Source organism: Mycolicibacterium chengduense, from assembly GCF_033741155.1.
GTDB lineage: Bacteria > Actinomycetota > Actinomycetes > Mycobacteriales > Mycobacteriaceae > Mycobacterium.
In genome coordinates, this window is sequence record NZ_JAWQNH010000004.1 from 266,789 (window position 1) to 287,417 (window position 20,629).

20 protein-coding genes are annotated in these 20,629 nt (G+C 67.8%); 4 read left to right on the forward strand and 16 right to left on the reverse strand.

Going from position 1 to position 20,629, the window contains the following annotated elements; all coding sequences use genetic code 11:
• Positions 1-10 precede the first annotated feature (10 nt).
• From era to hrcA, 10 genes are all read right to left on the reverse strand, one after another.
• Positions 11-913, reverse strand: a complete 903-nt coding sequence (era, locus tag SBI67_RS16410; protein ID WP_318981576.1) for a GTPase Era — start codon at positions 911-913, stop codon at positions 11-13.
• Complete coding sequence (locus SBI67_RS16415) at positions 910-1,224, reverse strand: cytidine deaminase-like protein (RefSeq protein ID WP_266046157.1); 315 nt, start codon at positions 1,222-1,224, stop codon at positions 910-912. Before SBI67_RS16415 ends, era begins: the two co-directional genes overlap by 4 nt.
• Entirely contained in the window at positions 1,221-2,510 is a 1,290-nt protein-coding gene (locus SBI67_RS16420) for a hemolysin family protein (protein WP_266046156.1), read from the reverse strand. The genes SBI67_RS16415 and SBI67_RS16420 overlap by 4 nt, the downstream gene beginning before the upstream one ends.
• The gene (gene ybeY, locus SBI67_RS16425) at positions 2,507-3,043 is read right to left on the reverse strand and encodes an rRNA maturation RNase YbeY (protein ID WP_024453362.1); all 537 of its coding nucleotides are present in this window, start codon (positions 3,041-3,043) and stop codon (positions 2,507-2,509) included. The genes SBI67_RS16420 and ybeY overlap by 4 nt, the downstream gene beginning before the upstream one ends.
• A 61-nt stretch (positions 3,044-3,104) precedes the next feature.
• Positions 3,105-4,142 (reverse strand): PhoH family protein, encoded by a 1,038-nt coding sequence (locus SBI67_RS16430; RefSeq protein WP_318981577.1) that lies wholly within the window; start codon positions 4,140-4,142, stop codon positions 3,105-3,107.
• 141 nt (positions 4,143-4,283) lie between these two features.
• On the reverse strand, positions 4,284-4,451 hold the full coding sequence (locus SBI67_RS16435) for a hypothetical protein (RefSeq protein WP_266046154.1): 168 nt from the start codon (positions 4,449-4,451) through the stop codon (positions 4,284-4,286).
• A gap of 187 nt (positions 4,452-4,638) precedes the next feature.
• Complete coding sequence (gene dctA, locus SBI67_RS16440; protein WP_318981578.1) at positions 4,639-6,015, reverse strand: C4-dicarboxylate transporter DctA; 1,377 nt, start codon at positions 6,013-6,015, stop codon at positions 4,639-4,641.
• Between the two features lie 76 nt (positions 6,016-6,091).
• Positions 6,092-6,826 (reverse strand): 16S rRNA (uracil(1498)-N(3))-methyltransferase, encoded by a 735-nt coding sequence (locus tag SBI67_RS16445; RefSeq protein ID WP_318981579.1) that lies wholly within the window; start codon positions 6,824-6,826, stop codon positions 6,092-6,094.
• Positions 6,827-6,846: 20 nt separating this feature from the next.
• Positions 6,847-7,998, reverse strand: coding sequence for a molecular chaperone DnaJ (gene dnaJ / locus SBI67_RS16450; RefSeq protein ID WP_318981580.1), 1,152 nt, complete (start codon positions 7,996-7,998; stop codon positions 6,847-6,849).
• Positions 7,999-8,036: 38 nt separating this feature from the next.
• Positions 8,037-9,068, reverse strand: coding sequence for a heat-inducible transcriptional repressor HrcA (gene hrcA, locus SBI67_RS16455; protein ID WP_266046150.1), 1,032 nt, complete (start codon positions 9,066-9,068; stop codon positions 8,037-8,039).
• Positions 9,069-9,190: 122 nt separating this feature from the next.
• On the opposite strand from hrcA, the gene SBI67_RS16460 reads away from it, so the two are divergent.
• Positions 9,191-9,505, forward strand: coding sequence for a type II toxin-antitoxin system VapB family antitoxin (locus SBI67_RS16460; RefSeq protein WP_024453369.1), 315 nt, complete (start codon positions 9,191-9,193; stop codon positions 9,503-9,505).
• Between the two features lie 3 nt (positions 9,506-9,508).
• On the opposite strand, the gene SBI67_RS16465 is transcribed toward SBI67_RS16460, so the two are convergent.
• The 3 genes from SBI67_RS16465 to SBI67_RS16475 form a co-directional block, all read right to left on the reverse strand.
• Positions 9,509-11,125, reverse strand: a complete 1,617-nt coding sequence (locus SBI67_RS16465) for a phospholipase D-like domain-containing protein (RefSeq protein ID WP_318981581.1) — start codon at positions 11,123-11,125, stop codon at positions 9,509-9,511.
• A gap of 111 nt (positions 11,126-11,236) precedes the next feature.
• Positions 11,237-11,365, reverse strand: a complete 129-nt coding sequence (locus tag SBI67_RS16470) for a hypothetical protein (protein ID WP_318981582.1) — start codon at positions 11,363-11,365, stop codon at positions 11,237-11,239.
• A gap of 98 nt (positions 11,366-11,463) precedes the next feature.
• Positions 11,464-12,045 carry a fasciclin domain-containing protein gene (locus SBI67_RS16475; protein WP_318981583.1) on the reverse strand — a complete coding sequence of 194 codons (582 nt, stop codon included), beginning with the start codon at positions 12,043-12,045 and terminating at the stop codon, positions 11,464-11,466.
• 170 nt (positions 12,046-12,215) lie between these two features.
• Between SBI67_RS16475 and SBI67_RS16480 the strand changes: the two genes are divergently transcribed.
• A complete protein-coding gene (locus tag SBI67_RS16480; protein WP_318981584.1) occupies positions 12,216-13,487 on the forward strand; it encodes an FAD-dependent oxidoreductase in 1,272 nt (423 codons plus the stop codon).
• Here the strand turns inward: SBI67_RS16480 and SBI67_RS16485 are convergent, their stop codons facing one another.
• The 3 genes from SBI67_RS16485 to SBI67_RS16495 all read right to left on the reverse strand — a co-directional run bounded on the left by SBI67_RS16485 (position 13,488) and on the right by SBI67_RS16495 (position 18,137).
• On the reverse strand, positions 13,488-14,900 hold the full coding sequence (locus tag SBI67_RS16485) for an APC family permease (RefSeq protein ID WP_318981585.1): 1,413 nt from the start codon (positions 14,898-14,900) through the stop codon (positions 13,488-13,490). It lies immediately after the preceding gene.
• Positions 14,901-15,181: 281 nt separating this feature from the next.
• On the reverse strand, positions 15,182-16,639 hold the full coding sequence (locus SBI67_RS16490; protein ID WP_318981586.1) for an aminobutyraldehyde dehydrogenase: 1,458 nt from the start codon (positions 16,637-16,639) through the stop codon (positions 15,182-15,184).
• A 10-nt stretch (positions 16,640-16,649) separates the two neighbouring features.
• Positions 16,650-18,137: an NAD(P)/FAD-dependent oxidoreductase gene (locus SBI67_RS16495; RefSeq protein WP_318981587.1), complete on the reverse strand. Its 1,488-nt coding sequence runs from the start codon at positions 18,135-18,137 to the stop codon at positions 16,650-16,652.
• Between the two features lie 272 nt (positions 18,138-18,409).
• Here SBI67_RS16495 and SBI67_RS16500 point away from each other — a divergent pair, with 272 nt between their 5' ends.
• Complete coding sequence (locus tag SBI67_RS16500) at positions 18,410-19,657, forward strand: glucosamine kinase (protein WP_318981588.1); 1,248 nt, start codon at positions 18,410-18,412, stop codon at positions 19,655-19,657.
• Positions 19,654-20,628, forward strand: coding sequence for an SIS domain-containing protein (locus SBI67_RS16505; RefSeq protein ID WP_318981589.1), 975 nt, complete (start codon positions 19,654-19,656; stop codon positions 20,626-20,628). The genes SBI67_RS16500 and SBI67_RS16505 overlap by 4 nt, the downstream gene beginning before the upstream one ends.
• Position 20,629 lies beyond the last annotated feature (1 nt).

Sequence of the window (20,629 nt, forward strand, 5' to 3'; positions counted from 1 at the left end):
CGCGCTACCCCTAGAAGCCAAGCCGCCCAAGCTGTTTCGGGTCCCGCTGCCAGTTCTTCGCGATCTTGACACGCAGATCCAGGTACACCTTGGTGCCCAGCAGCTTCTCGATCTGGGTACGCGCCGCGGTCCCCACCTCACGCAGCCGGGCGCCACCCTTGCCGATCACGATGCCCTTCTGGCTGTCACGTTCGACGTAGAGCACGGCGTGCACGTCGATCAGGTCGTCGCGGTCCTCGCGCTGCTCCACGTCCTCGATCACCACGGCCAGCGAGTGCGGCAGTTCGTCGCGCACCCCTTCCAGCGCCGCCTCCCGGATCAGCTCGGCCATCAGGACTTCTTCGGGTTCGTCGGTGAGTTCACCGTCGGGGTAGTACGCCGGGCCGGGCGGCAGGTTGGCCACCAGCACGTCGGTGAGCACTTCGAGCTGCTCACCGGCGGTGGCCGACACCGGCACGATCTCGACGTCGGGCCCGACCAATTCGCTAACCGCCAGCAGTTGCTCGGCCACCCGGTCCTTGGCGACCTTGTCGATCTTGGTGACGATGGCGATCAGCGTCGTCTTGGGAGCGACGGCGCGGATCTGCTGGTAGATCCAGCGGTCGCCGGGGCCGATCTTCTCGTCGGCCGGGATGCACAGGCCGATGACGTCGACCTCGGAGTAGGTGTCCTTGACCAGATCGTTGAGCCGCTGTCCGAGCAGCGTGCGCGGGCGGTGCAAACCCGGCGTATCGACCAGGATGATCTGGAAGTTCTCACGGTGCACGATGCCGCGGATGGTGTGCCGGGTGGTCTGCGGCCGGTTGGAGGTGATGGCAACCTTCTGCCCCACCAGCGCGTTGGTCAACGTCGACTTACCGGTGTTGGGCCGGCCGACGAAACAGACGAAGCCGGAGCGGAATTCGGCTGTCATGCGGGATTGCCCGCCCGGTCGGTGACGATGACGGCCGCCGCCGGCGACAGCTCCCGCACCGCCGCGACACCCGCGTCCTCGGCCGAACCACCCAGCAGCACTGCAGCTTCCAGTCCGACGGCCCCGCTCGACACCGCCGCGGCCACGGCGGCCTGCAGCGCGGTCAGGGTGAGCGCCGACAGGGCGACCGGGGCACCGGCGTAGGTACGACCGTCCTGATCGCGCACCGCGGCACCTTGGGTGGCCTCGGCCCGGCCCATCGCACCGCGGGCCAGCACCACCAGCTTGGCGTCCTCCTCGGACAGACTCATTGCGCTTCCTCTTCTTCCGTCTTGTCCGGACTGATCAGCACCGTGCCGATCCGCACCCGACCGCGGTGATCCGGTCCGCCCTCGGCGCGCAACCGTAAACCATCCCAGGTCACCTCGGCACCGGGAAGCGGCACCCGGCCCAATTCGTGGGCGAGCAGCCCACCGACGGTGTCGACCTCCAGGTCCTCGCCGATCTCCAGCTCCTCGTACAGCTCACCGAGATCTTCGATCGGCAACCGCGCCGACACCCGGAACTGTCCGTCGCCCACTTCTTCCCAGGGCGCCACCTCACCGGCGTCGTATTCGTCGTTGATCTCGCCGACGATCTCCTCCAACACGTCCTCGATGGTGACCAGCCCGGCGATCGCGCCGTACTCGTCGACCAACAGCGCCATATGGTTACGGTCGCGCTGCATCTCACGCAGCAGGGCGTCCAACGGCTTGGAGTCGGGCACGAACACCGCGGGCCGCATCAACTCACCCACTCGGGTGTCGAACCGCCCACCCGACGAATACGAGTGCTGCACCAGATCTTTCAGATAGACCACGCCCACCACGTCGTCGACGTTCTCGCCGATCACCGGCAGCCGGGAGTGCCCGCTGCGCACCGCAAGCGAGGTGGCCTGGGTGGCGGTCTTGTCGCCTTCGATCCACACCATCTCGGTGCGGGGCACCATCACCTCACGGGCCGGGGTGTCACCGAGTTCGAACACCGACTGGATCATCTTGCGCTCGTCGTCGGCCACCACGCCGCGCTGCTGGGCAAGATCGACGACCTCACGCAGCTCGATCTCGGAAGCGAACGGGCCATTGCGGAAGCCACGGCCGGGGGTGAGCGCGTTGCCGATCAGCACCAGCAGCCGGCTGATCGGTGTCAGCAGCACCGAAATGGCCTGCAGCGGAAGGGCAGCGGCCAACGCGATGCTGTAGGCGTTCTGTCGCCCGACGGTGCGCGGCCCCACGCCGATGGCCACGAAGCTGACCACCACCATGATTGCGGCCGCAGCCACCAGCCCCCACCCGACACCGAGGTAGCCGTCCAGATACGAGACGAGCAGGACCGTCGCGCTCACCTCGCAGGCGATGCGCAACAGCACCACGAGGTTGATGTAGCGGGGCCGATCGGCCATGACCTGAGCCAGCCGGGTCGCACCAGGGCGCTCCTCGCGCACCATCTCGTCGACCCTGGCGATGGAGGCCGTGCCGATGGCGGCATCCACCGCGGCGAACAACCCACCCAGGCCGACCAGGAAGATCGCGCCCAGCAGCGCGGCCACCCCTGTCACGGTGCGTCGAAGTATCGCGACTTGTCGAGCAGCCGTCGATCCTTCTCGGTCTGCCGATCCTGGCGATAGGTCTGCACCTGATCGGCCACCCACTCTTCGAGTAGGCGCCGCTGCAGGGCGAACATCTCTTTCTCTTCGTCAGGTTCGGCATGGTCGTAGCCGAGCAGGTGCAACACTCCGTGCACCGTCAGCAACGCCAGCTCCTGACCGAGCGAATGCCCGGCTTGTTCGGCCTGTTTGGCGGCGAACTCCGGGCACAACACGATATCGCCCAACATCGACGGACCGGGTTCGGCGGCATCGGGCCGCCCGCCCGGCTCCAATTCGTCCATCGGGAAACTCATCACGTCGGTGGGCCCGGGCAGGTCCATCCAGCGCATGTGCAGGTCGGCCATCGCCGCCGTGTCCAGCAACACCATCGACAGCTCGGCGGCCGGGTTGACGTCCATCTGGCCGATCACGAACTTGGCGACGCTGATGAGTTCTTCCTCGGATACGTCGTACCCGGATTCGTTGGAGACCTCGATGCTCATGCGGTTCCCTCGCAGGCTCGGGTCCCGCATGCCACCTGTTGGTTCGCTCCGCAAGCTTTGCTCATCGACGCGGCCGCCCATTCGACGAACGGCGCTGGCCACGATTCAGCAGGGCCGAATCGTCTTGGCGCGCATAGGCATCCACGATCTCCGAGACCAACCGGTGCCGCACCACGTCGGCGCTGGTGAGCTCGGCGAAGTGGATATCGTCGATACCGTCCAGGACGTTCATCGCAGCGCGCAGCCCGGAAGCCTGGCCACCGGGCAGGTCGACCTGCGTGATATCGCCGGTGACAACGATTTTCGAATTGAAACCGAGTCGGGTCAGGAACATCTTCATCTGTTCGGCGGTGGTGTTCTGCGCCTCGTCGAGGATGATGAACGCGTCGTTGAGGGTGCGGCCGCGCATGAATGCCAGCGGCGCGACCTCGATCACGCCCGACGCCAGGAAGTTGGTGATGACGTCCGGGTCGATCATGTCGTGCAGCGCGTCGTACAGCGGCCGCAGGTAGGGATCGATCTTCTCGGTCAGGGTGCCGGGCAGGAAGCCAAGGCGCTCACCGGCTTCCACCGCGGGACGGGTCAGGATGATCCGGTTGACCTGCTTGGACAGCAGGGCCGCGACAGCCTTGGCCATCGCCAGATACGTCTTGCCGGTGCCCGCAGGGCCGATCCCGAACACGATGGTGTGGTCGTCGATCGCGTCGACATAGCGCTTCTGATTCACCGTCTTGGGCCGGATGGTCTTCCCGCGCCTGGTCAAGATGTCCAAGGTGAGCACCTCGGCGGGGGACGCATCGGCGTCCCCGGTCATCATGGACACGCTGCGCCGGATGGCGTCGGGATTCAGCGGCTGACCGGCCGCCAGCACGGCCACCAGCTCACCGATGACACGTTCGGCCAGCGCCACCTCGGCCGGATCACCGGACAGGGTGACGGCATTGCCGCGGACGTGGATATCGGCTGCGAGCAGGGTCTCGAGGGTGCGCAGGTTCTCGTCGGCCGAACCGAGCAGGCCCACGACAGCGTCGGGCGGAACTGTGATGCTGCTGCGCACCTGGCGGGAGGGCGAGTCAGCGGTCGTCTCGCGGGGCGTCACGTGGTGTTTCGTGCCTGCTTTCTGTGCTCTGGAATAGGTCTGGACTACGTGTTGCCAGTTTAGCGCTGGTCACCGACCTGACCCAACGGTTAAGGGCCACCCCGATTACGGGGTGGCCCTCAACGACAGTTGTCTGGCGTGTCAGTGGCTCTGGTGCACCGAGGTGTCGACCTGCGGCACGCTCACGCTCTGACCGTTGTCGTGCACCCACTGGTTGTGTGCAACATCGGCTTGAGCCGGGCCGGCCAGACCCAGAACGGCGGCCGCCATGCCGGCCGCGATGACACTGACGAATCCGAACTTCTTCATCTTGCTTCCCGCTTCTTTCCTCTTCGTGTACCGGCGTTTCCCGCGCCGGTCTGCCATGAAGAACGGGAAAGATGGGATGTTTCATTCCGGTTAAATGCCCCATTTGACCAGGAGTGACGTGATTCACGGGCACCCCGCGATGAGGGCCGCTTCACAGCGGCCGATATGCCGGCGGGCCGATGCCGCCTCAGTCGCGCGGCCCCACGGTCACCGCATCCTGCTCGGGCGCGTCAGGAAGCGGTTCGACATCCTCGCCGGCAAGCACCTTGCGCATCCGGTCCTTGTCCAGCTGACCCTCCCAGTTGGCGACGACGAAGGTTGCCACGCAATTGCCGAGCAGGTTCACCGACACCCGCATCGAGTCCATGATCCGGTCGGCACCCAGCAACAGCGCGACCGCGGCCACCGGGATCGCCCCGTGCCCGATGGCCGCCACCGTCGCCGACAACGCCAGGAAGGACGAGCCGGGCACCCCGGCCATGCCTTTCGAGGTGAGCATGAGGACCAGCACCGCGGTGATCTGTTCGCCCAGGCTCAGATCCACGCCGAGTGCCTGGGCCAGGAACAACACGCAGATCGACAGGTACAGGGTGGCGCCGTCGAGGTTGAACGAGTAGCCGGTGGGCACCACCAGACCCGTGGTGGTGCGGGAGCATCCGGCGTTGGCGAGTTTGGCCATGATGCGCGGCAGCACCACCTCGGTGGACGCCGTGCCGAGCGCCAGGAACAGTTCGTCCTTGATGTACACCACGAACTTCCACAGGTTCACCCCGGCGAACACCTTCGCGATCACCGCGAGGATGAGGATGAACAGCACCGCTGCCAGGTAACAGGCGGCGATCAGCTTGCCGTAGCTGGCCAGTGACCCGATGCCGTACTGACCGATGATGTAGGCCATCGCGCCGAACGCCCCCAACGGAGCCAGGCGCATCACCCAGCCGATGACGGTGAAGAAGATGTGACTGAGGTGGTCGACGAACTCCAGGATCACCGGCGGCCCGGACTCACCGAACTTGGCCAGGGCCAACCCGAACAACACCGCGAAGAACAGCACCTGCAACAAGGCGTTCTCCGCGAACGCCGACACCACCGAGGTCGGGATGATGTTGAGCAGGAACTCGACGGTATGCGGAAGCTCGCCGTTACTGGTCTTCTTGGCCACCGCCTCGGCCCCGGTGGCCAACGTCTGCGCATTGATGGAGAACCCTGCGCCCGGTTTCATCAGATTGCCGACCACGAGTCCGAAGAGCAGCGCGAAGGTGGTGACCGCCTCGAAGTAGATGAGCGCCTTCACCCCGATGCGGCCCACGGATTTCAGGTCGCCCACATGCGCGATACCGAGAACCACCGTGCAGAAGATGATGGGCGCGATGAGCATCTTGATGAGCTTGATGAACCCGTCGGCCAGCGGTTTGAGGGCGCCACCCACCTCCGGCCACAACCAGCCGACCAGGATGCCCGCGACGATGGCGACCACCAACTGCACGAACAGCGACGTATACCAAGGCGGCTTGTTGGCCAGCCGGACCATCTCGCTGTGCGGGGGCTCCATCGTGGTACTCATGGCGCGACGCTATGAAGTCCCCGTCACCGCGCTGTGTAGCGAATGTTTCCCACACGAAACGGCTCGAATATATGCCCTACAAATTCCAGCGCCCGGTCAGCACTCCGAGCGCACCGAGTGCCACCGCCGCAGCGGTGGACGTGCGCAGCACCGTCGGCCCCAGCCGCACCGCGACTGCGCCGGCGCCGGTCAGGGTGGCGATCTCCTCGTCGGTGATCCCGCCTTCCGGCCCCACCATCAGCGTCACCGAATCCGCCTGAGCCACATCGAGGTCGGCGAGCGCAACGGCGGCCGACTCGTGCAACACCACGGTCAGCCCGTCGACGTGACCGGCCAGTTCGGCCGTGCTGCGCACCCCGTCGACGGTCGGGATATAGGCGCGCCGCGACTGCCGGGCCGCCGAGCGGGCCACCGCGCCCCACCGGCGCAAACCCTTGTCCACCTTGGCCGCGGATTCCCAGCGTGCCACGCACCGCTGGGCCTGCCACGCCACGAACGCATCCGCGCCCGCCTCGGTGGCCAATTCGATCGCCAGCTCGGAGCGCTCGGCTTTCGGCAGCGCCTGCACGACGGTGACCGGTGGCGTCGGCGCCGCCATGGTGGCGACGGACAGCACCTTTGCGGCCAGTCGGCCCTTGGTGGCCTCCTCGACGACACAGTGTGCGACCGTGCCGGCACCGTCGCCGAGGTCGAGTTCCTCACCCGGGCGGAAGCGGCGCACCGTGGCCGCGTGGTGGCCCTCCTCACCGTCGACGACGGCGAGCTCGCCGGGCCCGGGCAGGGCGTCGACGTAGAACAGCGCCCTGCTCATGTTCCGCTTCTCTTCTCGCTCTAACGCCCGGAGAAGGTTTCCCGCAGGCGGCTGAACAGGCCGCCATTGGTCGACGACGCACCGTGTGCGGACCGGACCTCGGCCACGTCGCGGGACCGGTGCGCCTTCAGTTTGCCCAGCAAATCGGTGTCGGTAGCGTCCAGCCGGGTCGGGATGAGCACCTCGATATGGGCGTGCAGGTTGCCGCGAACCCCGGATCGCAAGTGCGGCATACCGTGCCCGCGCAGCGTCGTCACCGAACCGGGCTGGGTGCCCGCCGGGATGGTGATCTCGGTGCTGCCGTCCAGGATGTCCTGCACGGTGACCGAGGTGCCCAGCGCCGCGTCGAACATCGGCACCGACACCGTGCAATGCAGATCGTCACCGTCGCGGACGAAGATGTCGTGCGGTTGCTCGTGCACCTCGACGTACAGATCGCCGGCCGGCCCGCCGCCCGGGCCCACCTCACCCTGGGCCGCCAGCCGCACCCGCATGCCGTCGCCCACACCGGCCGGGATCTTCACGCTGACCTCACGCCGCGCCTGGACCCGGCCGTCGCCACCGCAGCGGTGGCACGGATCGGGGATGACCTCACCGACGCCACCGCACACCGGGCACGGCCGCGAGGTCATCACCTGGCCGAGCAGCGAGCGCTGCACGGTCTGAACCTCTCCGTGGCCGTGGCAGGTGTCGCAGGTGACCGGGCTGGACGTGCCGTTGGTGCCCTTACCGTGGCACAGATCGCAGAGCACGGCGGTGTCGACGGTGACCTGCTTGGTGACACCGGTGGCGCATTCGGACAGATCCAGGCGCATCCGCAGCAGCGAATCGGACCCCGGCCGCACCCGACCGATCGGGCCACGCGACCCGCCGCCCCCGCCGAAGAAAGCCTCGAAGACGTCACCGAGACCGCCGAAACCACCGAACCCGCCGGCGCCAGCACCGGCGGCACCGTTCTCCATCGGGTCGCCGCCCAAGTCGACGATGCGGCGCTTCTCCGGATCGGAGAGCACCTCGTAGGCCAGGCTGATCTCCTTGAACCGCGCCTGCGCCTCTTCGTCGGGATTGACGTCGGGATGCAGTTCGCGCGCCAACCTGCGGTAGGCGCGCTTCAGCTCCGAATCGCTGGCGCCCTTGCTCACGCCGAGCAGACCGTAATAATCGCGTGCCACGTACAACCCTCTTTCATGCCGCCCGCAGCGGCCGTCCCCTACCGGGTGCCCAGAACCTCGCCAATATAGAGAGCAACTGCGGCGACATTGGCAATGGTTCCCGGATAGTCCATCCGAGTGGGACCGACCACACCCATGCCGCCGTACACCTTGCCCGAGCTGCCGTACGCGGTGCTCACCACCGACGTCCCCGCCATCTGCTCGGCCTCGGTCTCGTGCCCGATACGCACGGTGACCTTACCGGCCTCCTGCTGGGCGGCCAGCAGCCGCAGCACCACCACCTGCTCCTCCAGCGCCTCGAGCACCGATCGCAGCGACCCGCCGAAATCAGCGGTGTTACGGGTCAGGTTGGCCGTGCCGCCGAGCAAAAGCCGCTCTTCGGTGTGCTCGACCAGCGTCTCGACCAGCACGGTGGCCGCCCGGCCGATGGCGTCACCGAGACCGCCGTGACCGTCGAAGGCGCTGGCCAGGTCGGCCACCGCGACCGACGCGGTGGCCAGCGGCTTGCCGTCGAGTGCGGCGCCGAGCCGCTCACGCAGCTGGGACAGCTCATGGTCGGAGATGGCGTCGCCCAGTTCGACCACGCGCTGATCCACCCGCCCGGTGTCGGTGATGACCACCAACAGCAGCTTGGCCGGGGTGAGCGCCACCACCTCCAGATGGCGCACCGTCGAGGTGGACAGCATCGGGTACTGGACGATGGCGACCTGCCGGGTGAGCTGCGCCAGCAGCTTCACCGCGCGCCGCAGCACATCGTCGAGGTCCACGCCCGATTCCAGGAATTGCAGGATGGCGCGCCGCTCGCTGCCCGACAGCGGTTTGACATCGTCGAGGCGATCGACGAACTCGCGGTAGCCCTTCTCGGTGGGGACCCGGCCGGAACTGGTGTGCGGCTGGGCGATGTACCCCTCGGCCTCCAGCACCGCCATGTCGTTGCGAACGGTCGCGCTGGACACCCCGAGGTTGTGACGTTCGACGAGTGCCTTGGACCCGATGGGTTCCTTGGTGGTCACGAAATCGGCGACGATGGCACGCAGCACCTCGAAGCGACGGTCGTCGGCACTACCCACTCTTCACCTGCCTTCACCCTTGCGGTCGTCAGCCCATTTTACGGGCACCAGCAGCAGGTATTCACGTTGGCAAGGACACCGCGCGCCTCGTGGGATTAACCTCGTCGCATGGGAGCCCGCCGGTGATCTTCAAAGGAGTCCGCGACGGCAAACCATATCCCGAACACGGCCTGTCGTATCGGCAGTGGTCCCAGATCCCGCCCCGGCAGATCCGGTTGGACGAACTGGTCACCACCACCACGGTGCTCGCCCTGGACCGGCTGCTGTCGGAGGACTCGACGTTCTATGGCGACCTGTTCCCGCACGCCGTGCGCTGGCAGGGCGTGATCTACCTGGAAGACGGTCTGCACCGCGCGGTGCGGGCGGCTCTGCGCAATCGCACGGTGCTGCATGCCCGCGTCTTCGACATGGACGAAGGCGCCGTTCCGCAGACCTGACCCTCAGTCCAGGTTGCTGGACCCCATCCCGGCCAGATCACCGACGACGGCGCGAACCTGTTCGGTGACCGCGCGCAGCGTCGACCACAGTTGCGGAGCGGCACGAGTCAGCGGCCAGGTCGCCGCGGCCAGGGTCGTCGTGCACACCGTGGCCGCCAGCGACACCGGCACATGCGCCGGATCCATCAGGTCGCTCTCGGCGAACGGCCCGGCTTCGGCCGACACCATGGAGTCGGTGAACCTGCGCAGCGAGCGGCCGGTGCCGCGCAGCGCATCGACCGCGGCCACCACCGACTGCCGGGCCTGGGCCTCGGCACGCAGCGCGGCCACGGTGACACCGAGATGTTCGGCCAGCAGATCATCACGCATGTGCTCGATGTGCCTGCGGATGTCGTCCTGCTCGGCACCGGCAGCCTCCAGGCCGAGATCACATTCGCTGTCGAACCCCATGGACCGGTTGTTGAGGTTGGACGAGCCGATGCGCAGAAAATGATCGTCGACGATCATCACCTTGGAGTGCACGTACACCGGCACCGCGCCCCGCACCACCGGCCAGTAGATCCCGAGTCGGCCGTGTTCGTCGGCCGTCCACAGCAGCCGCACCAGGCGCTCGCGCGCACTGTCCATCGACTCCTGCTCCAGTCGGCTCTCCGAACTGCGGGGCAGCACGATGATGACCTCGGGGCCATCCGGTTCGCGCAACCGGGCCGCCAGCGCTTCCGCCAAGCCGCGGGCGGCCAGGTACTGGTTCTCCAAGTAGATGACGCGGCGGGCCGACGCGATGGCGGCCAGGTTCAGCGCCTCGATCTCCCGGACCTCGTCCCGCCCCGGCAGCGTCGGCGAGGTCCGTGCCACGCCCACCTCCACGTCGCGCAACGCGGGACGGCACCGGCGCGGCCACGCCGAGGTGCGGGCGGCCAGGGCCGGCAGCGCCTGGCCGGTGGCCGTCTGCCAGCGGTCGCGGGCCAGCTCGGCAAGAACCCGTGCGGCCGGTCCGTCGACCACCGTCGCCACCTCGTGACGGGGTCCGTACGGTTGGCCTGCCGCGCAGCGGCCGGGGGCGTCGGGTTCGTGACTGCGGGTGTCCCACCGCCCCAGGGTCAGGTCGATTCCGCCGCAGAACGCCACCACGTCGTCGACGACGACGACCTTCTGGTGGTGCACCGCCCCGAGCGGATGGGCACCGTCGACGGCGAAATGCAGCCGCGAAGATGTCAGGCGATTGAGCCACGAGGTGGGGATGGGCCCGATCCAGTACGGGTCGAAGGTGCGTAGCAGACGCAGATTCGATTTGAGCAGATACACCTGCAGGTCCGGCCGGTGCCACAACAGGGCGTGCAGGAACGTCATCAGGTGATTGGGCCCCGGCAAAACGGGATCGTTTGCCTCGAAAGGCATTCGGGAATCGAGATCCCAGCCGACGACGATGATGCGGTGTCGCGCGCGCAACATCGCAGATTTCACATGCCGGAGGTAGTCGGCCCCGTCGATGATCGGTGCGTACCGTTTGGCTTGCGCCACTTGCCAGCACGTTTCGCCAGGGCGCAGCAGCCGGTCGCTGCCGATCGGCTCGACGGCGCCGTCCGGCGCCGGGGTTTCCGGCAGAACGGACCCACGCATATGTGATCTCCTCTTCGCGCACCGACACGCTTGCCGCGCGCAGGCATATTGCCGAGGTCTACCCAGTGTGACCGACAACCAAACGCGAAAACCGGCACTGTGACGCAGAACTCATCGCCGTTCGGGTTCTGCCCGCTCGGCGGGGCGGCGCAGATCCACCGCGAGCAACCGCTTGCCGACAGCGGTGGCGACCAGGAGTGTGCGGGTGATGACCCGCACGGTCGTACGGAGCGGATCCATGTTGTTCCCTTCTACGCGGCGAGCAGCGCGGGTGGCCGCGGTGGCGTCTGGTCCCGTGCCCAAAACGCCACCGCGGCAGCCTTTTCCGCGTAGGACGATCAGGCCGGCGGCATGAGCACGCTATCGATCAGATACACCGTGGCGTTGGCGGTGTGCACGCCGCCACAGACAACCGAGGCGCCGTCGACCTTGAGGTCGTTCGGAGATCCGGTGACAGTCAGCGGGGCGCCCTGCACCGTGGTGTGGGTACCGACGATGTCATGCGGGCCGACCTGGCCTGGCACCACGTGGTAGGTCAAGACGCTGCTCAGGAGCGGGGCGTCGACCTTGAGCTTGTCGATGGTTCCCGGGTCCACCTTGGCGAAGGCCGCGTCGACCGGCGCGAACACCGTGAACTGTCCGCCGTCGAGGGTGTCCACGAGATTGACGTCCGGGTTCAGCTTGCCGGACACCGCGGCCGTCAGCGTGGTCAGCAGCGGATTGTTCGAGGCGGCCACGGTGACCGGTTCGGTTGCCATGCCCGCCACCGAACCCGGGCCGGTAGGAACCTGTTTGGCGTAGTCCGCGCATCCGGGTCCGACCGGGCTCATGACGGGCTGGGCGGCCGCGACACCCGCGGTCGCACCCGATATCGCCACAACGACGGCGGCGCTCGCCGCCGCCCGCGCCAGCATGTTCATACCTTTGCGTCCTCCTTCAATACGACGGCGGCCACGCCGTCACATCAACACCGACAGCAGTCATTCGGAGCCGGCCTCGGACCGGATGGCCCGGATACCTTGATGCTGTGCCAACTTTCGGTGGGATGCGAAATGGACTCCGTCGCCGCCGCCTGGCGTAGCTTTGGCGCATGAGCGCAGCGCCGGAACCAGAATGCGACGTGCTGGTGGTGGGTGCCGGCCTCGCCGGTCTGCGGTGTGCCGCGGTGCTCGCCGCCCACGGTCGCAGCGTTGAGGTGTGGGAGGCCGGCGAACGCGTCGGTGGTCGAGTCCGCACCGACCTCATCGACGGCTATCGCTGCGACCGCGGATTCCAGGTACTCAACCCGGCCTACCCGGAATTGCGGAAGGCCGTCGATCTCACGGCGCTGGGGCTGCAGGCATTCGAACCCGGGATCGCGATACGGCGTGACACCGCCGCGATTCGGTGGGCCCATCCGTTGCGTGCTCCGACCCGCATCCCCGAGATGCTGCGCCACGGCGGACTGTCGACCCGCGAGGTGATCGCGTTGGCGCGGTGGGCTGCACCGGCTATCCGACCGAGGGCACTGACCGCCGGTCGGGGCGACATCGCTCTCGTCGATGCGCTGGAACGCGCCGGTGTCGACGGTCTGCCGCGCCGCGTCGTACAACGATTCCTGGCCGGCGTCGTCCTCGAAGAGGAGGGAAGCACATCCAACGCCTTCGTCCTGCTGCTGGCCCGGATGTTCGCGCTCGGCACACCGGGTCTGCCCGAGGGCGGGATGCAGGCCCTTCCCAATCTCCTCGCCGCAGCGCTGAAAGATCGTATCATCCTGCAGCGCAGAGTAACTCAGATCACCCGGCGAGGTTCTGGTTGGGTTGTCAGCAGCGACGGACACCGCGTGTGCGCCCGGCACGTCGTGGTGGCCACCGACCCCATGTCGGCCGCGGCGTTGACCGGCCTACCCGCCCCGACGATGCGCGGTGTGGTCACCGACTGGTGGGCGACCGACGATCCGCCGCCGGGCCCGGCCATGCTCTGGGTCGACGGCCGCGCCACCCCACCTGGGCCCGTCCTCAATTGCGCTGTCATCTCCTCCGCCGCACCCAGTTACGCACCCACGGGGCACCATCTGATCGCGGCGTCGGCGTTGCTGTCGGCTGCCGGCGAACCGCCGGCCGAAGCGACGATGCGGGCCCACGCCGGGGACATCCTGGCGGCGGCCTCGGTGTCGCGTTGGCAACCGGTGGCCCGGCATGTCGTCGCCGACGCCCTGCCTGCGCAGCCCGCGCCGCTGCGCGTACGCCAGCCGATCCGCACGGCGGAGGGTCTATGGGTGTGCGGAGATCATCGTGATACCGCATCGATCCAGGGTGCCCTGGTCAGCGGGCGCCGCGTCGGCGCGGCCATCGCAGAACTCACCGTGAAAGACCTTGGCTGATCACGGTTTCGCGGCCCGATCACGACGCTGGACGAACCACCACAGCAGTACACCGCCGGCCAGGATGGAGACTGCAATGCCCAGTTCGAGCATGCCGCCGTAGCCGGTGATCGAGAACCCGGTGGCGCCGACCACCAACATCACGGCCAGGAGCACCGCCAGCCCGATCGACAGTGGCACGAAGACTCCCGGCAAGCGGATGGGCCGGACCGCGTCCGGGCGGTCCTTGCGCAGCACCGCGAACCCGGCGACCGCCAGCACGTGGGCCAGGATGTAGCCCAGATTGCCGGTGACGATGATCGCCAACGGCTGCTGCAGCACCACGAGTAGGACGACGTTGAGCACCAGCATGACGTTGAGGGCGCGCACCGGAACACCACGGCGGTTCAGCGTGCCCACCGCGCGAACGGTGACACCTTCCTTGCCCATGTTGAACAGCACCCGCGACGCATCGGCGACCGAGGTAAGCATGACCAGTACCAGGGAGGCGATGAGACACAGCACCATCACACCGGCACCGGCGCCGGTCAGTTCCGAGAAGCTGGCGACGAAGAAGGTGGCCGGGTCGGCCTCGATCGCGGACTCGCCGGCGAATCCGCCGAGCGTGAGCGGCACGAGGAAGAACACCCCAAGGCAGAACAATGCGGAGGCGCGGATCGCCCGCGACGTGTCCTTGACCGGGTCGCGATATTCAGAGGCGAAGGTGGCGCACACCTCGACGCCCAAGGTCGTCCACGCCATCACGTACAGCCAGACGATCGCGGTGTGCAGCCCCGCCAGACCGTGCAACTTCCAGGTCAGGTCCATGGGCGCCCAATCGGCGTTGAACAGCGGGAAGAGGATGAAGACGGCGAGCGGGATCATCAGGATGGCCGCCGTCACGTACACGAACGCCATGGTGACGCGGACCCCGATGATGTTGATGCCGTACAGGATGAAGATGACCGCGAGCCCCACCAGGATCGGGAAGTTCAGGTGCAGCGGACCGGCGTCGAAGGACCACTGTTGGTCGGGAAACCACTGTGACTGCACGAGCAGACCGGTGAACGCACCGTAGGTGGCCAGGTTGGATCCCCAGGGCAGCCAGTAGCCGACGCCGGCCAGCGGCGCCAGCCAGGGCACCCGGTTCTTCCACGCTTCGGCGGCGTAGCCGGCGATCCCACCGGACGCCTCGGGGAACATGGCCGCCAACTCGATGTAGATCCAGTTCACCCCGAGCGCGATGATCATCGAGATGGCCCACAAGACGGCAGCGCCCCAACCCCCGAGGCCCGCGATCGATGCACCAAGGGTCGCCACCAGCGCGGCGGGCATCGTCATCGCCATGGCGAACCCGTCGAACCAACGCATCTTGCGCGGTAGCTTTGCCTCCCCCGACAACGGTTCGGCGAGCGAATTGTCTTTTGTGGTCACGGAATCAGACCTCCAGTGCTGGACGAGCGATGACGGTCGGGGGGTGTACCCCGGCGGCGCGACGGCGAGAGCGACGGGTTGCGAGCAGAACCCCGGCGTACATAGGCAGTCGCCGCGGCGGTGACGCAGACTACGGACGGTACCGTCACTATCGCGAAATATCCAGCGTTTCACAAGGTTTCGCATAGGTGAGGACTACCGGCACGAAGTCCGGGCATGCCGACGTCACGCCCGTCCAGTAGGGCGGCGCGCCAGAGATGTTGCCTGTCAGCGGGATCGGATCATGCCGGCCTGAAGGAGTCGTGCGCCGAACGTGGTGCGTGTTTGACCATGACATGCCGCGCCACGGTGTATTCGGCCACCGCCGCGTGGCTCATATCCTTCCCGAAACCACTCGCCTTGACTCCCCCGTGCGGAGCCTCGGAGGCGATCGGCAGATGATCGTTGATCCAGGTGACGCCGGCGTCCATCGCGTGCGCGACACGCAGCCCGCGAGCCCCGTCGGTGGTCCACACCGACGACGCCAGTCCGTACCGGGAATCGTTGGCCAACGCGATCGCGTGCTGCTCGTCCCGGAACGGCAGGGCCACCAGCACGGGCCCGAATACCTCTTCCTGCACGACCTCGGCGGTCTGCGGGGCACCGGTGATCAACGTCGGCGGGTAGTAGGCCCCCGGCCCGTTGGGCAGGGCACCACCGGCACGTACCGTCGCTCCTCCGGCCACCGCCCGTTCGACGAAACCGTGCACGCGTGCGCGGTGCTCCACGCTGATCAGCGGGCCGATATCGGTCTGCGGGTCGTGTGGATCACCCACCCGAATATCGTTGAACCGCTGCGCTATTCGATCTACCAGTGCATCGAAGACGGCTTCCTGGGCATACACCCGGGTGGCCGCCGTACAGTCCTGCCCCGAGTTGTACGTCGCGCCCATGGCGATCCCGGCGGCGGTGCCGTCCAGGTCGGCGTCGTCGAAGACCAGGCACGGCGCCTTGCCACCGAGTTCCAGATGCACCCGGGCACCGCGCGCGGCGGCTGTCGCCATCACGTGCCGGCCCGCGCGGGTCGACCCGGTGATGGAGACCAGTTGGATCCGTTGGTCGGCGACCAGCGCCTCGCCCACCTCACCATCACCGGTGACCACCTCCAGCACGCCGGCCGGAATACCGGCCTGCACCGCGAGTTCGGCGATGAGCAGGGTGCTGCCGGGGGTTGCCGGTGCCGGCTTGACGACGATGGTGTTGCCTGCGGCGATGGCCGGACCGATCTTCCACAACGCCATGATCATCGGGAAGTTCCACGGCGCGATACCCACCACCGGGCCGACGGGCCTGCGCACGATCATCGAGGTGTAACCCTCGCTCAACACGCCGGCGCCGCTGCCCTCCAAAGACCTTGCAGCACCGGCAAAGAAGCGCAGGTTGTCGGTCCCGAACGGCAGTTCGCCAGCCCGGAACACCGCGTCGGGCTTGCCCGACTCGGCAACCTCCAGCGCGGTCAACTGGTCGGCGTGCGCATCGATCAGATCCGCCCAGCGCAGGATCAGCCGGGCCCGGTCTCCCGCGGTGCGCCGCGACCATTCACCGAACGCCTCGGCCGCCGCCGAGATGGCGTCCGTCGCGTCCTCGACAGATGCCTCGGAGATGGTGCCGGACGGCCGACCCGTGGCGGGGTCGACCAATGTTCGGTCTCCCCCGCGCCCCTCGACGCGCCGTCCTCGGTGGAATCGTCCTGCGCTCATGCGCACTCCTCTAACTGTTGAAGCCGACACCGAAACGGTCGAGCACGCGCAGAAGCGGTCCCCTACGGCCTGTTTCATCTTCCCGGGCCAGAGCCGCGCGAGTGATCCCGACGGCCGGCCAGCGCAGCGGTTCGGGCGGGAACGGCACAGCCGTCCCGGTGATCGCCTTGAGCCGCGTGCGTTCGGTGTCGCGCTTGGCAAGCAGGTCGAGCGCCACCCGTGCCCCGAACCGGGTGGAGGCCACACCGAGACCGGTGAAGCCGACCGCATACGCGACCCGGCCGCCGTACCCCGTTCCGAAGATCGGGGTGAAGCGAGTGGTGGTGTCGATGACGCCGCCCCAGCGGTGCGTGAAACGCACATCGGCCAGCTGCGGGAAGGTCTCCCGGAAATGGCGCGCCAGCAAGCGATGTGACGCATCACGTTGTTCCAGCTCCGGCGCCACCCGGTTGCCGAAGTGATACACGGCGTCATAGCCGCCCCAGAGGATCCGGTCGTCCCGGGTGCGCCGGAAGTAGTGGAACTGGTTGCCGGCGTCGGTGAGCCCCTGGTTCTGCTCCCACCCGAGCGAGGCGAGTTGGTCGGTGGTCAGCGGCTCCGTCGCGAGTACATAGTCGTATACCGGAAGCACCCAGGCCCGCAACCGCCGCAGCAATGGCGGGTAGGCGTTCGAGGCAAGCAGGACATGTCCTTCGGTGCGGACCTCGCCGCGCTCGGTCTGCACCACCAGCTTGGCACCGCGGCGGCTGATGCCGGTGGCCGCAGTCTGTTCGAAGATCCGGGCGCCGAGTGTCTCGGCCGCCCGGCGAAGTCCCTGCACGAGCGCCATCGGATCGACGAGACCACCAGAGTGGGAACGCAATCCGGCGAGGAAGACCGGGGATGCGATGTCGGCGCGCACCTCGTCGCGGTCCAAGAACTCGACCTTCTCGCCACGGCGGGCGTGCGCGTCGGCCGCCTCTCGCAGCGCGGCCACCTGGTGCTCGGTGCGCGCCAGCGTGGTCTTGCCCACCATGCGCAGATCGGCATCGATCCCATGCGCAGCGACGAAATCGGCGATCTGCGAGACATTCTGGCGCCCCAGCCGTTGCAGCTCGCCCATTTCATCCGGCCAGAGGGCCGTGCCGTGAGCGATGCCATGGGTAAGTGACTCCGAGACGAATCCCCCATTGCGACCCGATGCACCGGATCCGACCCACTGCTGCTCGAGCACCACGACATCCAGCGCCGGATCGGCAGTGAGCGCCTCGATCGCCGCCCACAGGCCGGTATAGCCGGCGCCGACGATCACCAGGTCGGCACCGACGGCACCGATCAGCGCGTCCGACCGGGGACCTGTTGGCAGGGTGTCCCACCACACCGGCCGCGGCTCTGCATCGGCCAGTTCCGGCTTCATGCAGGTGCCCCGCTCGCCGTGGCGGCCTTGCCCGGTAGGGCGGCGGATCGGGTGATGGTCGGGGTATTCATCGTGGACTTCCGCATCGAAGATCTCGGTCACCGCGCGGGTCGTACGGCGACAGGAAGAGATAGTTGCATCGATATTCAGGTTTATCAATAGTCAATAAGTGCACTTCATAGCGGCCGATTGCTGTAAAACTGATTTAACATTCAGGAAAAGGAAGCGAAGCCTCGCGGTCTCTGCCAGAGTGGACGTCAACACCCGGGAGGCGGCCGTGCGCTCGCCGCACCGCGCTTCGGCGAAAGGACCGACAAATTGGCCCCGTTGACGGTCATGTCCTGGCCCGCGTCCGACCACGGCCACACCGATCAGTGCGTCACACCACCGAGCGCGCTGCCGCCCGCCCGGTGAGCACCCACCTCACCCCCACCGATCTGCTCGACCTCGGGGACGGGCACGCGCTGGCCGTGGTCATCCACGACGCCGGCGCGTCGGCGGTGCCCGTGCTGGCGGACAACGGCAGCTGGCGGCGCGCCATCGCCGGTGACGGGGTCGCCGAGTCCCTCATCCGGCTGCTCACGTCCGCCCCCGGGCGGACCGAGCACGGCCGCTTCCGCGTGACCTCCTGGGCAGGCCGGCGCGGGGCGTCGGGCGAACGCGCGATCACCGTCGACCAGACCAACGAATCGGTGATCGTGGGTGAGGTGGCCGTCGTCAAATGGGCCACTCATCTGGAGCCGGGCCCGCATCCGGCCCCGCGGCGGCTGTCCAGCCTGACCGCGGCCGGCTTCGCCGCGATGCCGACGCCGTGGGGTTTGGTCACCTGGCAACCTGACGGCGGCGCCGAGACGTTGGTGGCCACCGTCACCGGGTTCCTGCCGGGCGCGGTCGACGGCTGGACCTGGGCGGTCGACCTGTTCGCCGATGCCACCCGTGCCGGTGATCCGTCGGCTGTCGTCACGGCGTGCGCCGCGGTGGGAACGGCCGTTGCCGAACTGCACGCCGCGCAGGCCGTCACCGTGACCACCGCCACCGCACCGGATGCCCGACGCTGGCGCGATAGCGCCATGGACACCCTCAGGGCGGCAAAAACATTGGCAGGCAACGGCACAGCACAGCTGTTGGCCGACCGCGACAGCGACGTGATCCGGCTGCTCGATACGCTCGGCGAGCTGGAGGGGGTACCCGTCCTCGACGCGCACGGCGATCTGCATGTCGGGCAGGTGCTGCGCAGCGCGGACCGGTTCGTGATCACCGATTTCGACGGCAACCCGGTGCTGCCGCCATGGCAGCGGGTGCTGCCGGTGCCGGCGGCCCTCGACGCGGCGGGCATGCTGCAATCCCTGTCCCACGTCGCGATCGTCGTGGCCCGCCACCACGACGTCGACCCCGACGCCCTACGCCACGTCGACGCGGCGGCGCAGGCGGCATTCCTCGACGCGTACACCAGCGCACTCGCCGCAACCGGTCAGGCCCAGCTGTTCACGGCCGACGCGGTGCCCGCTTTCCGCCTGCAACAGGTGCTGCGCGAAATCATCTATGCCGGAAGGCATCTACCGCGGTGGATGTACGTCCCCGACGCCGCGCTGCCCGCCCTGCTGGAAGGTGTGAAACCGTGAAACCCCTGGAGTTCGCCCGCGATCTGGCCCGCAAACCGGACGTCCTCGCCGGTCTGGCGGACGCGCTGAGCATCGCCAATCCATGGGCCGAGGTCCTTCCGCGCACTGCCGACCGGGTGGTGTTTCTCGGGATGGGTTCCTCGGCCTACGCCGCCGGTATCGCCGCCGCCCGGCTGCGTGCCCGCGGGGTGTGCGCGGTGTCCGACCTGGCCACGACCGGACTGTTGCCGGCGTGGGGTCCGGGAACCGTCGTGGTGGCGACGTCTGCCTCCGGCGGGTCGGTGGAAACCCTTGACGCGCTTGGCCGCATCGATCCGGACGCAACGCTGGTTGCGGTGACCAATACCCCCGGTTCGCCGATCACCGATCTCTGCGGCCACAGCGTCGACCTGCTGGCCGAACCGGAGACCGGTGGGGTGGCCTGCCGCAGTTTCCAGCACACGCTGGCCGTGTTCCTGGCGCTGGAGTGCCACCTGACGGGCATGCCGACGGCCACTGTGGTGGATACCGTCCGGGCAGCGGCCGACGCGAGCGACTGGCTGTTGTCGACGGAGGACGATTGGCGTCCCGAGGTCTCGGCCCTGTTGCTCGGGCCCGACGAAACCCATCTGTGCGCCCCCGCGCACCGGCTTTCGTCGGCGCAGCAGGGCGCGCTGATGTTCCGGGAGGGACCACGGCGGGCGGCCACCGGCAGCGAGACCGGTGAGTGGAGCCATGTCGACGTCTACCGCACCAAGAACACCGATTTGCGATTGTTGGTCTTCGCGGGATCGCCATGGGAGGACCAGATGGCGGAGTGGGCCGGCCCGCGCAACACCAAAATCGTCGGGGTGGGCGGCGCGGTGCCCTGTGCCGCCGCGACCCTGCGCTATCCCGGTGACGAGTACGACGATGTCCGGCTGCTCACCGAGACGCTGATCCCCGAACTCGTCGCCGCGCGGGCCTGGCAGCAGGCCGAGGTAACCGCCTGAC

Bases quoted from the DNA above. Each gene is read 5' to 3' on its own strand.
- era (WP_318981576.1), bottom strand. From the start codon at position 913: ATGACAGCCGAATTCCGCTCCGGCTTCGTCTGTTTCGTCGGCCGGCCC.
- SBI67_RS16415 (WP_266046157.1), bottom strand. From the start codon at position 1,224: ATGAGTCTGTCCGAGGAGGACGCCAAGCTGGTGGTGCTGGCCCGCGGT.
- ybeY (WP_024453362.1), bottom strand. From the start codon at position 3,043: ATGAGCATCGAGGTCTCCAACGAATCCGGGTACGACGTATCCGAGGAA.
- SBI67_RS16435 (WP_266046154.1), bottom strand. From the start codon at position 4,451: ATGAAGAAGTTCGGATTCGTCAGTGTCATCGCGGCCGGCATGGCGGCC.
- dctA (WP_318981578.1), bottom strand. From the start codon at position 6,015: ATGAGTACCACGATGGAGCCCCCGCACAGCGAGATGGTCCGGCTGGCC.
- SBI67_RS16445 (WP_318981579.1), bottom strand. From the start codon at position 6,826: ATGAGCAGGGCGCTGTTCTACGTCGACGCCCTGCCCGGGCCCGGCGAG.
- SBI67_RS16465 (WP_318981581.1), bottom strand. From the start codon at position 11,125: ATGCGTGGGTCCGTTCTGCCGGAAACCCCGGCGCCGGACGGCGCCGTC.
- SBI67_RS16470 (WP_318981582.1), bottom strand. From the start codon at position 11,365: ATGGATCCGCTCCGTACGACCGTGCGGGTCATCACCCGCACACTCCTG.
- SBI67_RS16475 (WP_318981583.1), bottom strand. From the start codon at position 12,045: ATGAACATGCTGGCGCGGGCGGCGGCGAGCGCCGCCGTCGTTGTGGCG.
- SBI67_RS16480 (WP_318981584.1), top strand. From the start codon at position 12,216: ATGAGCGCAGCGCCGGAACCAGAATGCGACGTGCTGGTGGTGGGTGCC.
- SBI67_RS16490 (WP_318981586.1), bottom strand. From the start codon at position 16,639: ATGAGCGCAGGACGATTCCACCGAGGACGGCGCGTCGAGGGGCGCGGG.